This is a genomic window from Candidatus Omnitrophota bacterium (assembly GCA_026387175.1).
Classification (GTDB): domain Bacteria; phylum Omnitrophota; class Gorgyraeia; order 2-01-FULL-45-10; family 2-01-FULL-45-10; genus CAIMPC01.
In genome coordinates this window covers 33,958-48,528 of record JAPLME010000006.1, presented here as the reverse complement: position 1 = coordinate 48,528, position 14,571 = coordinate 33,958, and the positions used below count along the sequence as shown (strand labels likewise).

Annotated in this window: 15 protein-coding genes; all 15 read left to right on the top strand. The window is 49.7% G+C overall.

What is annotated here, in order from left to right; translation table 11 throughout:
- Window positions 1-88 precede the first annotated feature (88 nt).
- The 15 genes from argC to panC all read left to right on the top strand — a co-directional run bounded on the left by argC (window position 89) and on the right by panC (window position 14,556).
- The gene (argC, locus tag NTY76_02150) at window positions 89-1,102 is read left to right on the top strand and encodes an N-acetyl-gamma-glutamyl-phosphate reductase (GenBank protein ID MCX5677888.1); all 1,014 of its coding nucleotides are present in this window, start codon (window positions 89-91) and stop codon (window positions 1,100-1,102) included.
- Between the two features lie 2 nt (window positions 1,103-1,104).
- Window positions 1,105-2,325: a bifunctional glutamate N-acetyltransferase/amino-acid acetyltransferase ArgJ gene (argJ, locus tag NTY76_02145; protein ID MCX5677887.1), complete on the top strand. Its 1,221-nt coding sequence runs from the start codon at window positions 1,105-1,107 to the stop codon at window positions 2,323-2,325.
- Between the two features lies 1 nt (window position 2,326).
- Window positions 2,327-3,181: an acetylglutamate kinase gene (gene argB / locus NTY76_02140; GenBank protein MCX5677886.1), complete on the top strand. Its 855-nt coding sequence runs from the start codon at window positions 2,327-2,329 to the stop codon at window positions 3,179-3,181.
- A gap of 24 nt (window positions 3,182-3,205) precedes the next feature.
- Window positions 3,206-4,390 carry an aspartate aminotransferase family protein gene (locus NTY76_02135; GenBank protein MCX5677885.1) on the top strand — a complete coding sequence of 395 codons (1,185 nt, stop codon included), beginning with the start codon at window positions 3,206-3,208 and terminating at the stop codon, window positions 4,388-4,390.
- 23 nt (window positions 4,391-4,413) lie between these two features.
- Window positions 4,414-5,328 (top strand): ornithine carbamoyltransferase, encoded by a 915-nt coding sequence (argF, locus tag NTY76_02130; protein ID MCX5677884.1) that lies wholly within the window; start codon window positions 4,414-4,416, stop codon window positions 5,326-5,328.
- Between the two features lie 15 nt (window positions 5,329-5,343).
- Window positions 5,344-6,534 (top strand): argininosuccinate synthase, encoded by a 1,191-nt coding sequence (locus NTY76_02125; protein MCX5677883.1) that lies wholly within the window; start codon window positions 5,344-5,346, stop codon window positions 6,532-6,534.
- A 16-nt stretch (window positions 6,535-6,550) separates the two neighbouring features.
- Entirely contained in the window at window positions 6,551-7,876 is a 1,326-nt protein-coding gene (gene argH, locus NTY76_02120) for an argininosuccinate lyase (protein ID MCX5677882.1), read from the top strand.
- An 11-nt stretch (window positions 7,877-7,887) separates the two neighbouring features.
- Window positions 7,888-9,144, top strand: coding sequence for a diaminopimelate decarboxylase (gene lysA / locus NTY76_02115; GenBank protein MCX5677881.1), 1,257 nt, complete (start codon window positions 7,888-7,890; stop codon window positions 9,142-9,144).
- On the top strand, window positions 9,145-9,954 hold the full coding sequence (gene dapF / locus NTY76_02110) for a diaminopimelate epimerase (GenBank protein ID MCX5677880.1): 810 nt from the start codon (window positions 9,145-9,147) through the stop codon (window positions 9,952-9,954).
- On the top strand, window positions 9,947-10,819 hold the full coding sequence (gene dapA, locus NTY76_02105; protein ID MCX5677879.1) for a 4-hydroxy-tetrahydrodipicolinate synthase: 873 nt from the start codon (window positions 9,947-9,949) through the stop codon (window positions 10,817-10,819). The genes dapF and dapA overlap by 8 nt, the downstream gene beginning before the upstream one ends.
- A 14-nt stretch (window positions 10,820-10,833) precedes the next feature.
- On the top strand, window positions 10,834-11,508 hold the full coding sequence (gene dapB / locus NTY76_02100; GenBank protein MCX5677878.1) for a 4-hydroxy-tetrahydrodipicolinate reductase: 675 nt from the start codon (window positions 10,834-10,836) through the stop codon (window positions 11,506-11,508).
- A 143-nt stretch (window positions 11,509-11,651) separates the two neighbouring features.
- Window positions 11,652-11,921 carry a hypothetical protein gene (locus tag NTY76_02095; GenBank protein ID MCX5677877.1) on the top strand — a complete coding sequence of 90 codons (270 nt, stop codon included), beginning with the start codon at window positions 11,652-11,654 and terminating at the stop codon, window positions 11,919-11,921.
- A 201-nt stretch (window positions 11,922-12,122) separates the two neighbouring features.
- The gene (locus NTY76_02090) at window positions 12,123-13,283 is read left to right on the top strand and encodes an LL-diaminopimelate aminotransferase (GenBank protein ID MCX5677876.1); all 1,161 of its coding nucleotides are present in this window, start codon (window positions 12,123-12,125) and stop codon (window positions 13,281-13,283) included.
- Between the two features lie 12 nt (window positions 13,284-13,295).
- A complete protein-coding gene (folK, locus tag NTY76_02085; GenBank protein ID MCX5677875.1) occupies window positions 13,296-13,700 on the top strand; it encodes a 2-amino-4-hydroxy-6-hydroxymethyldihydropteridine diphosphokinase in 405 nt (134 codons plus the stop codon).
- A gap of 10 nt (window positions 13,701-13,710) precedes the next feature.
- Entirely contained in the window at window positions 13,711-14,556 is an 846-nt protein-coding gene (gene panC, locus NTY76_02080) for a pantoate--beta-alanine ligase (GenBank protein MCX5677874.1), read from the top strand.
- Window positions 14,557-14,571: the final 15 nt, after the last annotated feature.

Sequence of the window (14,571 nt, the reverse complement as noted above, 5' to 3'; positions counted from 1 at the left end):
CGATGATTTTAGTTGACACAGTGGGTCTTTTGTTTTAAGATAAATGAATAAACCTCGTCGGGAATTTAAGATAAGGATGGACATAAATATGCTTAAAGTAGGAGTGGTTGGGGCTACAGGATACGCAGGCGAAGAAGTTATTAAGATACTGATACGTCACAAAGGCGTGAAGATAACGGAGCTTTCGGCTATAATCGACAAGGAAGAGCCGATAAGCTCGCTTCTTCCTGTCTTTAAAGGCAAGCTTGATGTCATCTGTAAGAAACCGGACCCGCAAGGGATGGCGAAGAACGTCGATCTCGTATTTTTAGGCCTGCCGCATAAAGTTTCGATGGAGATAGCCCCGGCCTTCCTGAAGGCAGGAAAGCTTGTCGTGGACCTGAGCGCCGATTATAGGCTGGACCCGAAGGTGTACGAGAAGTGGTACGGCATTGCCCATAAAGACACCGCAAATCTCGCCCAGGCTGTTTACGGCCTTCCCGAACTCTATTGCGATCGGATCAAGAAAGCAAAACTTCTCGCAAATCCCGGATGCTATCCGACGAGCGTAATATTGGGCATCGCGCCTATACTTACCGAGAAAGCGATCGATCGGTCGTATATGATAGCGGATTCAAAGAGCGGTGTTACGGGCGCAGGGCGAAAAGCCGACATCGGGCTCATTTTCTGTGAGGTCAATGAGAACCTGAAAGCATACAAGGTCAATGACCATCAGCATAAGCCCGAGATAAATACCATACTTTCACGCGTTGCGGGAGAAGAGATAGATATCGTATTTACGCCGCATCTCATTCCTATGAACCGCGGCATACTTTCGACGATATATTTGAAACTGACGAAGCCCCTTGATACCGAAGCAGCCGTTGATATTTATAAGGCATTTTATAAGGGAAAACCTTTCGTGAGAGTTTACGATACGGGCAAGCTTCCCCAGATCCGGGATGTAGTTGGCACCAATTTCTGCGATATAGGAGTGAAGGTGTCCGGCTCCACGTTGATAGTCGTATCCTGTATCGACAACCTTGTGAAGGGCGCCGCGGGCCAGGCCGTCCAGAATATGAACCTGATGTGCGGGTTTGCTGAAACAGAAGGGTTGCTGTAGAGATGATAACAGTTAAAGGTGGAGTGGCATCGGCCAAGGGGTTTATGGCCAGCGGCGTGAAAGCAGGGATCAAGTTTTCGGGCAGGAAGGACCTGGCGCTTCTATATTCTGAAGTGCCTGCGGTCGCGGCGGGCGCATTCACGACTAATCGGTGCAAAGCATCGCCAGTGAAGATAAGCATGACGCATCTCGGCGGCAAGACCCATCAGGCGATAATCGTTAATAGCGGTAACGCCAATTGCGCGAACGGCAAGACAGGTAAAAAGGATGCTCTGGCTATGGCATCGAGTACTGCTAAGATGCTCGACCTTGATAAGCGTATGGTCCTTGTGGCCTCTACGGGCATAATCGGCGTGAAACTGCCGGTAGGAAAGATCGTTAAGGCGCTTCCGGAGCTTGCTCTAGGACTATCGGAAAAGAATAGCTCCATCTTCGCCGAAACCATAATGACTACGGACACGAAGAAGAAAGAGTTTGTCGTTAAGGTAAAACTTGGCAATTCGGTGGTAACGATAGGCGGCGCGTGTAAAGGCGTGGGGATGCTCTATCCGGAGATGAAGACCGCCAAGCACGCGACGATGCTCGCATTTATAGCTACGGATGTTTCCATATCGAAGAAGATGCTTGAGGAGTCGCTCGAGGAAGCGATATCGAATTCGTTCAATATGGTATCCGCCGACGGCGACATGAGCACGAACGACTCCTGTTTTATAATGGCTAACGGCCTGGCAGGAAATAAGAGGATCACCAACAAGGATAAAGGCTACAAGAAATTTACCGAAGCGCTGAAATATATGGCAGGGGAACTGGCAAAGATGCTTGCCGCCGATGGCGAAGGCGCGACGAAGTTTGTCGAGATAGAGGTGAAGGGCGCAAAGACCGTCGATGACGCCAGGAAGGTGGCGCGCAAAGTATCGACCTCAAATCTTCTGAAGTGCGCGATCTTTGGTACGGACCCGAACTGGGGCAGGGTTGTGGCCTCGGCGGGCGCAAGCGGGGTTGAATTCGATATAGATAAGATGGATATCTATCTGGGGCCGGTCAAAGCCCTTTCTAACGGTGCAATCTGCAAGACTTTTGAAAAAGAGAAAGCAAGAAAATATTTTAAAGATAAGAAAGTTTATATAACGATCGATCTGAAGAGCGGTAAGGCCGGTGCAAAGGCCTGGACCTGTGATTTTTCCAAAGAGTATGTTGCGATAAATTCGGAGTACAGCACTTAATATGAAAGAAGCTATCAAGAAGAGTGAGGTCCTGATAGAGGCACTGCCTCATATCAAAAAGTTCTTCGAGAAGACGATCGTTATAAAATACGGCGGTTCAAGCGTCGACGAGAGGGGGCTGGATCCCGCTATCCTAGAGGACATAATGTTCATGAATTACGCGGGCATGAGGCCCGTGATAGTCCATGGCGGCGGCCCTTATATATCCAAGATGATGAAGAAGGCCGGCATTGAGCCCAAGTTCATCGGTGGCCGCAGATACACCGATGATAAGTCGCTGGCGATCATCGAAAGGGCGCTCGGGACGATAAACGGAAAGATCGTGAATGCCCTGAAGAGCATGGGCGCAAAAGCGTTCGGGATAAGTGGCAGGGAGAACGGCCTAATACGTGTTAAGAAGATAAAGGGCGATATAGATCTGGGTTACGTCGGAGAGGTCACTTCTGTCGACACGACGGTTATCAGGAGATTGATCAGGGACAATATCATACCTGTCATCTATCCGCTGGGTATGGGCCGCGACCATCACGTGTATAATGTGAATGCCGATGATGTGGCGAGCGAGATCGCCGTCGCGTTGAATGCGGAGAAGTTTGTACTGCTCACGAATGTAAGGGGGGTTTTAAGAGACAGGAAGGATCCGGAATCGCTATATAACACTATTACGGCAACCGATGCCGAGAGGCTCATTAAGAGGAAGGTGATAGAGGGCGGAATGATACCTAAGGCCCTCTCCTGCATAAACGCGATAAAGGGCGGCGTCAGGAAAGCGCATATTCTGGACGCGGGCATTCCGCACGCGCTCCTTTTGGAAATATTTACCGATAAAGGTATCGGTACAGAGGTAGTGCGGTAAAGTTGTTATTAATAGAGGATACAAATGGATAAGACCGATAAAGTAATAGCTATGTATGATAAGTATGTGATGAAGACTTACAAGAGAGTTCCTTTATGCCTGGAAAAAGCCAAAGGCGCTATAGCCTGGGATGCCGAAGCCAACAAGTATCTGGACTTCTTCCCCGGCTGGGCGGTATCAGGAATAGGCCACTGCCATCCAATCGTATCGAAAGCGGTTTCTGATCAAGCAAAGCGGCTGATGCACGTATCGAATAACTATTACTCTTTACTGCAGGCCATTCTTGCGAAGGTGATTATCGATAACTCATTCCCCGGCAAGGTCTTCTTCGCTAATTCAGGGGCCGAGGCCAACGAGGCAGCGGTTAAGCTTGCCAGAAAGTACGGACACGAGAGCGGAAGATATGAGATCATAACAATGACAAAGTCGTTTCACGGCAGAACGTTAGCGATGATAACGGCGACAGGCCAGGATAAAGTGAAGATAGGCTTCGAACCTCTCCTGCCGGGGTTTGTTCACGTACCGTTTAACGATATCGACGCCGTTAAGAACGCCGTTAATAAAAAGACAATAGGCATAATGCTTGAGCCGATACAGTGTGAGGGCGGCATTAATATACCGAGCGTTGACTACATGAAAGCGCTGCGACAGTTTTGCGATCAAAAGGACCTGGTCCTGATATTCGATGAGGTGCAGACGGGTATGGGGAGGAGCGGTAAGATGTTCGCCAGCCAGGTATTCGGAGTTACTCCCGATGTCATGACGCTTGCAAAATCTTTAGGCGGCGGGCTTCCGATAGGAGCCTGTGTTGCCCGGGAAAAATTCCAGGATGTGCTTACGCCCGGAACGCATGCTTCGACGTTCGGCGGCTCACCCATAGTTTGCGCCGCGGCATTGGGCGTCTTCGAAGCGATAAAGAAAGAGAAGCTGCTTGCCAATACAAATAAAATGAGCGCTTATTTAAAGAAGAAACTCGAGAGCCTGAAGGCAAAATATCATTTCATAAAAGAAGTGAGATGTGTGGGGCTCATATTCGGAATCGAATTATCGATAAAGGGTGAAGATATTTATAAAGAATGCCTGAAAGAGGGCCTATTGATAAATTGCACGCAGGATACGGTGCTTCGCATAATGCCTCCGATGACGGTCGCCAAAGCCGAAATTGACAAAGCGATCGCGATACTCGATAAGGTGCTGGCAAAGTTTTAAATAAAGAAAAGAGGGTTTTTGAGATGAAAAAAGATCTGCTATCAATACAGGACCTCGGTTCTCAGGAGATCTTTGAAATAATCAATTTAGCCGAAGATATAAAGGCCAACCCCTCCAGATATCAGGACGCGCTTAAGGGTAAGTCGATAGGCCTTATTTTCCAGAAACCGTCGAACAGGACTCGTGTCTCTTTTGAGATAGGCATGTTCCAGATGGGGGGCCATTCTATATATCTGGGCTCAAGCGAGATAGGGATGGGCGGCAGGGAATCGGTAAAGGATGTGGCATGCGTGTTATCGCGATACCTGAACGGGATAGTTGCCCGGACCTACAAGCATGAGGTCATAGAGGAGCTCGCGCGATATGCGTCGATCCCTATCATCAACGGATTGAGCGATATGGCGCATCCGTGCCAGGCGCTGGGTGATATATTCACCATAGAAGAGAAGTTCGGGACGCTGGAGCGCATCACGATAAGCTACATCGGCGATGGTAATAATGTGTTGAATTCGCTGATGTGCCTTGCCTCGAAGCTCGGCATCGACATGAAGGTCGCGACGCCCAAACATTATGCTCCCGATAAGGAAGTGATAAGCATAGCAAGAGCGTTTGCCGCGAAGTCCGGGGCGAATCTGGATATCTCCAACGATCCTAAGAGAGCGGCAAGGGACGCGGATGTTCTTTATACGGACGTCTGGGTGAGTATGGGCCAGGAGAAAGAGGCGGCTAAGAGAATAAGGGAATTTAAGCGTTTCCAGCTGAACGATAAACTTGTGAAGCTGGCGAAGAAGACGCATGCCGTTATGCATTGTCTTCCGGCTCACCGCGGACAGGAGATATCCGATTCCGTCATGGATTCCAGACACTCTATAGTCTATGACCAGGCAGAGAACAGGATGCATGTGCAGAAAGCGATACTGTTAAAACTTTTAAAGTGATCGGGAGAATTTAAGATGAGAGAGAAAGTTGTTCTTGCGTATTCCGGCGGGTTAGATACGTCTGTGATCATAAAATGGCTGACGAATAGAGGCTATGACGTAATCGCCTATATGGCGGACGTCGGGCAGGGGTCCGATTTTGCTTCTTATAAGAAGAGGGCACTGAAGACAGGCGCGGTAAAAGTCATCGTCGATGACCTCAAGGATGAGTTCGTGAAGGACTTTGTCTTTAAGGCGCTAAAGGCCGATGCCGTCTATGAATCCGGATATCTTCTTGCGACGGCGCTATCTAGACCGCTTATAGCTAAGGGGATGGTGAAGCTCGCTCATAAAGAGCATGCCGGTACTCTCGCGCACGGATGCACCGGAAAAGGCAACGACCAGGTGAGGTTTGAAGTAACTATACGTTCTCTGGATCCCGGCTTGAAGATAATGGCCCCGGTAAGAGAATGGGAGCTCAAGACGAGAACGGAAGAGATCGAATACGCGAGAGAGAATAATATACCGATCGATGCCAGCAAGAAGAAGCCTTACTCGATCGATGTAAATCTCTGGGGGATATCGATTGAGAGCGGGAAGCTGGAGGATCCTTATTATGAACCCGACGAAGATATATATCAGCTCACTAAGAGCGCGGACGCTTCACCGTCCAAGCCTGCTTACGTAGAGATAGAATTCAAGAAAGGCATACCGGTGAAACTTAACGGTAAGGCGATGAAGGGCGTGGATCTCATCCTTAAACTCTCCAAGATAGCGGGTGAGCATGGGGTGGGAAGAAGCGATATGATAGAGAACAGGCTCATCGGTATAAAGTCCAGGGAGATATATGAGGCTCCGGCGGGATGGACGCTTCTTACCGCTCACAGGGCGCTCGAGAGCCTGGTGCTCGACAGAGAGCTCGCTCACTTCAAGGCCCAGATAGCGCTGAAGTACGCGGAGCTCGCCTATTACGGGTTGTGGTATACTCCGCTTAAGGAAGCGCTCGATAAATTTGTAGACGAGACACAGGATAAAGTCAACGGTACGGTCCGGTTGAAGCTTCACAAGGGGAGATGCTCGATAGCGGGTAGAAAGAGCCCTGACTCTATGTATAAGAAATCCCTTGCGACTTATGAGGAGGGCGATCTCTTCGATCAATCTCTCGCAAAAGGATTTCTGGATCTATGGGGCCTGCCGTACAAGGGCCTCTATAAAGGCAAGATATAATTAAAAAGAGGTATATATGGCTAAGAAGTTATGGGGCGGAAGGTTCGCGAAAAAGACCGATCCTCTGGTAGAGGAATTCTCGCGGTCTATACAGTACGATCATAAACTGGCGAAATACGATATCTTCGGTTCCATCGTGCATGTTCAGATATTGAAGAAGGCGAAGTATTTAACGTCCCGGGAGGCCGGCAAGCTTACGAAAGCGCTTAAGCGCATTTACGCGGCTGTTATTAAAGGAACGTTCAAATACGACGATCAGTGCGAAGATATACATACGGATATTCAGAATAAGCTTCTGGGTGCTACGGGGGACCTTGCCCTCAAACTTCATACGGCAAGATCCAGAAACGATCAGGTAGTCTTTGCCGTCAAGGTATACTGTAAGACGGAACTGGCCAAACTGGTCGCTCAGATCGTCCGGCTTGAAGCGGCGATAAATACCTTTGCGCTCAAAAATAAAGATCTGGTACTGCCGGGCTTCACGCATATGCAGCACGCTCAACCGGTCTACGCTAAGGATTATCTGAACGCCCACGTACGGATGTTAAACAGGGACGGCGCAAGGCTTGCCTCCATTTCAAATAATATAAAACTTACGATGGGCGCCGGGGCGCTGGCGGGCACGCCCGTGGCCTCCGGCTTTTATAATGTGGCCATGCCCGGCTTTAAGATAGAAGCTGCGGCTAATTCGCTTGATGCGGTCAGCGACAGGGACTTCGTGATAGAGATATTGAGCGCGCTGGCGATCCTGGGGATGCATCTATCGCGCCTCTCCGAAGACTTCATTATATGGTCGACGAAGGAGTTCGACTTTATAGAGATCGACGAAGCTTTCTGCACCGGCAGTTCGCTCATGCCACAGAAGAAGAATGCCGACTCACTGGAGCTGATAAGGGGCCGGACAGGTCAGCTCTACGGGAACCTGATGGCGGTACTTACCGTGATGAAAGGCTTGCCGCTCGCCTATAACAGGGACATGCAGTGCGATAAGGAGCCGCTCTTTAGCTCTATAGAGACAGCGCTGACCGAGCTGGAGATATTGACGGGGATTATCACAACGCTGAAATTTAACAAGGCAAAGATCGAGGGACATCTCGAGGACGAGTCGCTATACGCGACGGATCTCGTCTATTATCTCGTGGATAAGCTTGTGCCTTTCAAGGCGGCTCATACGATCGTCGGCAAGCTGATAAAATATTCCATTGATAACAATATCGAGATAAAGAGCATGAGCCAGACGGAGCTCGGTAAATTCTCGGGAAAATTCGAAAGGGAAGAGATCTTGAAGCTGTTTAACCCGAAAGTTTCGGTAGAGGCGAAGAGATCCATAAAAAGAAAGTAGAGAGCCGGACAATGCATGAATTCAGTTTCAAGGACAATGAGTTTTATTGCGAAGATATTAAGGTGGCCGACATAGCTTCGAAGGTCGATACGCCGTTCTATCTCTATAGTTACAAGACGCTGATAGACCATTATAAGAAACTGAAGACGGCGTTTAAGCCTATAAATCCCCTCATCTCTTTCTCGATGAAGTCCAACTCCAACCTTGCGGTGGTCAGGGCGCTTGTGAAGAGCGGCGCCGGCCTCGATATCGTGTCGGGCGGAGAGCTTTACAGGGCGCGCCTGGCCGGGGTCGATCCGAAAAAGGTCGTCTATGCGGGCGTCGGCAAAAAGCCGGATGAGATCAGGGACGCGATAAAGTTCGGGATACTCTTCTTCAATGTGGAATCGGAGGATGAGCTTGATGAGATCCAGCGCATAGCCCATAAGCTCGGCAAGAAGGTCAATGTAGCTCTAAGGATAAACCCGGACGTCATCCCGAAGACACATCATTACGTCGCGACCGGTAAGGGCGGTACGAAGTTCGGCCTCGATTTCGATACGGTGCATAAGATATTCAATATGAGGTGGAAATATCCTAACCTCAATTTAAACGGGGTGCATGTGCATGTGGGATCGCAGATATTGGACGCGGGCCCTTTTGAGGATGCGATAAAGAAGATATTGGAGTTTCTGAAGGCCCGCAGGATAGAAGTGGAATATTTCAATATCGGCGGAGGGCTGGGGATCATGTACTCGATAGAAAACCCTCAGACGGCCAAGAGCTTTGCGAAGAAAGTGATGCCGTTGCTCATGGCCTCCGGACTTAAGATAATACTTGAGCCGGGAAGATTCATTTCCGGCAATAGCGGTGTCCTTGTGACGCGCGTTATATATACGAAGAGGACTCCGAGAAAGAAGTTCGTGATAGTCGATAGCGGCATGAGCGACCTTATACGGCCGAGCCTCTATGAGGCGTACCACAAGATAGTGCCGGTGAAAGTGGCCGAGAATAGTTCCGAGACTTGCGAGAAAGTGGACATCGTCGGTCCGATATGCGAGTCCGGCGACTTCCTCGGGAAGGAGAGGTTCCTCCCGCAAGTCTCCAAGGGCGATCTTCTGGCCGTCATGGGCGCCGGGGCATACGGGTTCACTATGTCCAGTAATTATAATGCGAGGCCGCGGCCCGCTGAGGTGATGGTTATAGATAAAGATTTTTATGTAGTGCGCAGGCATGAGACATATAAGGATCTCGTCAAAGGCGAGACCATACCGAAAGCATTGAAATAGATGGGCACTCTGAAATTCACTAAAGCGGTAGCTACGGGAAACGACTTTATCATAGTCGATAGCCGCGAGGTTTCGCTTAAGGACCTGCCGGCCTTAGCCAAGAAGGTGTGCGATCGCAAGTATTCGATAGGCGCCGACGGGCTGCTCGTTGTCGAAAGCTCGAAAAAGTGCGATTTCAGGATGCGAATATTTAATCCCGACGGCAGTCAGGCCCATATGTGCGGTAACGGTTCCAGATGCATCGCGCTTTACGCCGCAGAGAAGAAGATAGCTAAGAGAGAGATGACTATAGAAACGTTGGCCGGGGCATTAAAGGCGAGCGTAAAAGGCGAATTGGTTAAAGTGATGCTGACGGAGCCGAAAGATATACGATGGAACCTCTGCCTGATGATACATAAGTGCCCGTATAAACTCAATTTTGTCAATACCGGAGTACCTCATGTGGTCCACTTCGTTGAAGATCTCGATAAGGTGGACGTCAAGAATATCGGTTCGCATTTACGCAATCACGGTGAGTTCGCGCCGGAAGGCACCAATGCCGATTTTGTGCAGGTCAACGGCAAGAACAGTATAAAAGTGAGGACGTATGAGCGCGGAGTGGAGGATGAGACGCTTGCCTGCGGCACCGGCTCGGTCGCCAGCGCCCTCATCTCGGCTGAACGCGAAGGCATGGCTTCGCCCGTTACCGTCCATACGCGCGGCGGGGAGAAGCTCAAAGTATATTTTAATAAGGTGGGAAGCAATTTCAAAAATATCTATCTTGAAGGAAAAGCGAAACTCGTTTACGAAGGAGTGATAAATAATGTTTAAAGGTTCGATGGTGGCATTAGTTACGCCGTTCAGACAAGGTAAAGTCGATGAGAAGGCGCTCGAAAATCTGGTCGAATTTCATATAAAGAACGGCACATCCGCGCTCGTGCCTTGCGGCACCACAGGCGAATCCGCGACGCTCTCCTATGAGGAACATGATAGGGTCATAGAGCTCACGGTAAAGTATGCCAAGGGGCGCATCCCGGTGATCGCCGGGACCGGCTCAAATTCTACCGACGAGGCGATAGCGCTCACCAGGCATGCGAAGAGCGTGGGAGCTCAGGCCTCACTGCAAGTAAGCCCGTATTACAACAGGCCTACGCAGAAGGGCTTGTACCTGCATTTTAAGAAGATAGCAGAGAACGTTGATATTCCCATAATACTTTATAATATCGCCTCCCGCACGGGCGTCAATATAGAGCCCGAGACGTTCGTGAAGCTTGCCGAGATCAAAAATATTATCGGAGTGAAAGAGGCAAGCGGAAGCCTTGAACAGATGGCGAGGATCAGGAATCTATGCCCGAAGGATTTTCTGCTGATATCAGGTGATGACGCCCTCACTCTGCCGGTTATGGCAATAGGCGGCGTCGGAGTTATTTCGGTGGTCGCGAACATAGTTCCGCGTGATGTGGCGGACCTCTGCGCTGCCTTCGAGAAAGGCGACGTCAGGAATGCTGAGAAGATTCACTACAGGCTGCTCAATCTCGTGAAGGCGATGTTTATAGAGACCAACCCGATACCGGTGAAGACTGCGATGGCCCTGATGAAGATGTGCGAGGGCACTTTAAGGCTTCCGATGTGCGAGATGGTTATGGAAAACAGGGAGAAGTTAGTCAAGACGCTGAAGGAATATAAGCTGATCTAATATTGGAGTAAAGCATGATCAAAATATGCGTAAGCGGTTCAAAAGGAAAGATGGGCTCAAAGATAATCGAGCTTTTGAAGGATGACGCCCAGCTCGAGTTGTCCGGAGGTTTTGACGCGGGAGACGAGCCGCAGGGACCGGTAGAGTCCTGTGACTGCCTGATAGAGTTCACGACGCCGGAGGCGACGGTAGTAAATCTGGAACTCTGTGAAAAACTGGGCAAGGCGATAGTGATAGGCACTACAGGGCTTTCCCATGCTCAAGCAGATCGGGTTAAGGAAGCCGCAAAGAAGATACCGGTGGTCTTTTCCCCGAACATGTCAGTTGGCGTGAATCTATTATTCAAGATGATAGCGGACGCCGCCAGGGTACTCGGCTCCGAATATAATATCGAGATAGTCGAGGCGCACCATATCCATAAGAAAGATTCTCCGAGCGGGACCGCGAAAGAGATGGCTCGCATAGTGAAGGCGGAGAAGGGTAATATTGACATTCCGATTGAGTCCGTCCGCGAGGATGAGATCGTTGGAGAACACACTATTACATTCGATAGCGATCTGGACCTGATCGAGATAACGCATAGCGCCAAGTCGCGGGACATATTCGTGAGGGGAGCTCTCAAGGCCGCGAAGTTTATCGTGGGAAAGCCGGCTGGACTCTATACTATGAAAGACGTCCTCGCTCTTTAAGATTTTTCGGCTCAAGCGCAAGTCTAGAGCCTTCGGGCACTTGCTTCCGCTTGTCGCAGTTTATCCCTCGCGGGGCAGTGCTTCGCAGGGACGCAAAATTTCCCCGGCGTGGAAATTTTGCTCGGAAAGGTCGCTCGCTCTTTTTGGCGTATAAGAATATAAGGGCCAAAAATCCATGCCCGCTCGCGACTTTCGACGCCCTGCTTAGCACTGCCCCGCGAGGTATTACTGAGTGGCATCGAAAGCATCGCCCGAAGGTGCTACTACCGACTGAGCCGAAAAATCTTTATGGGAGCATAGATGAAAATATCCTGGTGGGTGAGAAGGAGCAGGAATTTTTTAGGGGTGACGCTCTTTCCAGCCTTTTTTCGAATAAGAGGCGGTACGTAGTGGGGCTTGTCACGATCGACTAGTGTTACGCGCAAGGGTACGGGACACAGCCTCGCATAGGAAAAAAGGCGAAAGAGCGGCAGGACCCCTAAAAAATTCGTGAGCAACAAAGATCCAAAAAATATTTTCGCTGTAGAGAAGAATATTTTCAGTGCGAACCATAACTTCGGTTCAGGTCAAAACTAGATTCGAAGAATATTTCAGTTAGGGAGATTGACATGCGAATAGAAAGATCCGAGAGGTTGAAGAAGCTGCCGCCGTATCTCTTCGTCGAGATAGACAGGGCGAAGAAGAAGGCGCGCGAGGAGGGCAGGGATATAATCGACCTGGGCATCGGCGACCCCGATATGCCCACGCCGAACTTCATTATCGATGCCATGAATAAGGCGATGCGCGATCCTAAGAACCATCGCTATCCTCTCGACGCTGGACTTTCTGAATTCAGGCAGACCTGCTCCAAGTGGCTCAAGAAGCGTTACGGCATCGATCTCGATCCCGATAACGAGATATTGCCGCTCATCGGGTCGAAGGAAGGCATCGCGCACATTCCTCTTGCGTTCGTGAACCCGGGAGATGTCGTGCTGGTCCCGGATCCCTGCTATCCGCCTTATAAGTCGGGGACATGGTTTGCGGGCGGGGAAATTGAGCTTATGCCTCTTGAGGAGAAGAACCATTTTTTGCCCGACCTGAAGGCCATCAACCATAATATCCTGCATAAAACGCGCATGATCTTTATCAACTATCCCAATAATCCGACCGGCGCGGTATGTGATAAGCGTTTCTTCGAGCATGTCATCGACTTCGCGAAAAAGCATAATATAATAGTTTGCCACGACGCGGCGTATTCCGAGATGGGATACGACGGCTATAAGGCTCCGAGCATATTTGAAGCCGAAGGCGCGAAGGATGTGGCCATAGAATTTCATTCGCTCTCTAAGACATTCAATATGACCGGCTGGAGGATCGGCTATGCCTGCGGCAATCCTGAACTTATCTCGGGCCTTGCAAAAGTAAAATCCAATATAGATTCCGGAGTATTTTTCGCGATACAATGGGCCGCCCGCGCCGCTCTTGAAAATTATGACAGGTACATTAAATCCGCGCTGAAGATCTATGAGGAGAGGCAGGATACCTTAGTGGGAGGCTTGCGGTCGCTCGGTTGGAACATAGAGAAGCCGAAGGCGACATTCTATGTGTGGTTCAAGGTCCCGCCCAGACACACTTCCGCGTCGTTCGCGAAAGAGCTTCTGGACAAATGCGACATCGTGGTGACGCCGGGAAATGGTTTCGGTAGGAACGGCGAAGGCTATATAAGGATGGCGATCACCGTAGATAAGAAGCGTATTAAAGAAGCGATAGAGCGCATCAGAAAAAGATTAATATAGAATCTGTGTAATATGACGATCTGTTATATAGGTATCGGCTCTAATCTGGGAGACAGGCGCCGGTATATAGACAGGGCGATCCGGAGTATAGAAAGAAGCCCCGGTATACATTTGAAGCGCGCGTCTTCGATCTATGAGACCGATCCTATGGGCGGAGTTCCGCAGGGTAAATTCCTGAACGGTGTTCTGGAGATAGAGACCGCGCTTACGCCGAAAGCGCTTTTGAAAAAATTGAACGGAATAGAAGAAGCTCTCGGGCGCAAAAGAGCGGTTAAGAACGGCCCGAGGACGATAGACCTGGATATCCTGTATTACGGTGAGGAGATAATAGACGACGGCGATCTGGTTATTCCGCATCCCAGGATAAATGAGAGAGAATTCGTGCTGAAGGGCTTGCGCGAACTGAACAGAGCGTAAAGGTATTCGGATGAAATTAGTCGACGGCATTTCAAGGATGACCACTCTCGTAAAGATGTTGAAAAAGGAAGGCAAGACGATAGGCTTCGTCCCGACGATGGGTTATCTTCACGAAGGGCATGTGAGCCTTGTGAAGGCGGCCAGGAAGCATACCGACGTGGTCATTATGAGCATATTTGTAAACCCGCTGCAGTTCGGGCCGAAAGAAGATTATGAGAAATATCCGCGCGACATTAAGCGCGATGAAGCTATGGCCGGGGACGCGGGCGTCGATGTGATATTTTATCCTTCCGTGAAGGATATGTATCCGGAAGGATACGCTACGTATGTTAACGTCGAAAGCCTGACAGACTCGCTTTGCGGAGCCTCACGCCCGGGACATTTTAAAGGCGTTACTACCGTGGTTGCGAAGCTGTTTAATATAGTAAAGCCCGATGTGGCATACTTCGGACAGAAGGATGCCCAGCAGGCGGCGGTTATAAAAAAGATGGTTCGTGACCTTAATATGGACATTGAGATAAAATCGGTGCCGATAATCCGTGAGACGGACGGCCTCGCCATGAGCTCGCGCAACGTGTATCTGTCCGAGGATGAGAGGCGCCAGGCGCTAGTATTGAATCAATCTTTAGAAAAGGCGTTGTCGCTTGTAAAAGCCGGCGAGAGGGATCCTGCGAATGTGATCAAAGCGATGAAGGAGCTTATAGCGCGGAAACCTCTGGTTAAAGTAGATTATATATCGATAGTTGATGCTAAAGACCTTAAGGATCTGTCCAGTATATCCGGCGAAGTCCTTGTAGCGCTTGCCGCATTTGTGGGTAAGACAAGGCTTATAGATAATACAATCATAAAGGTGTGACCCAGTGAATACCCA

Coding starts and splice junctions, on each gene's coding strand:
- argC (MCX5677888.1), top strand. CDS start 89: ATGCTTAAAGTAGGAGTGGTTGGGGCTACAGGATACGCAGGCGAAGAA.
- argJ (MCX5677887.1), top strand. CDS start 1,105: ATGATAACAGTTAAAGGTGGAGTGGCATCGGCCAAGGGGTTTATGGCC.
- argB (MCX5677886.1), top strand. CDS start 2,327: ATGAAAGAAGCTATCAAGAAGAGTGAGGTCCTGATAGAGGCACTGCCT.
- NTY76_02135 (MCX5677885.1), top strand. CDS start 3,206: ATGGATAAGACCGATAAAGTAATAGCTATGTATGATAAGTATGTGATG.
- argF (MCX5677884.1), top strand. CDS start 4,414: ATGAAAAAAGATCTGCTATCAATACAGGACCTCGGTTCTCAGGAGATC.
- NTY76_02125 (MCX5677883.1), top strand. CDS start 5,344: ATGAGAGAGAAAGTTGTTCTTGCGTATTCCGGCGGGTTAGATACGTCT.
- argH (MCX5677882.1), top strand. CDS start 6,551: ATGGCTAAGAAGTTATGGGGCGGAAGGTTCGCGAAAAAGACCGATCCT.
- lysA (MCX5677881.1), top strand. CDS start 7,888: ATGCATGAATTCAGTTTCAAGGACAATGAGTTTTATTGCGAAGATATT.
- dapF (MCX5677880.1), top strand. CDS start 9,145: ATGGGCACTCTGAAATTCACTAAAGCGGTAGCTACGGGAAACGACTTT.
- dapA (MCX5677879.1), top strand. CDS start 9,947: ATGTTTAAAGGTTCGATGGTGGCATTAGTTACGCCGTTCAGACAAGGT.
- dapB (MCX5677878.1), top strand. CDS start 10,834: ATGATCAAAATATGCGTAAGCGGTTCAAAAGGAAAGATGGGCTCAAAG.
- folK (MCX5677875.1), top strand. CDS start 13,296: ATGACGATCTGTTATATAGGTATCGGCTCTAATCTGGGAGACAGGCGC.
- panC (MCX5677874.1), top strand. CDS start 13,711: ATGAAATTAGTCGACGGCATTTCAAGGATGACCACTCTCGTAAAGATG.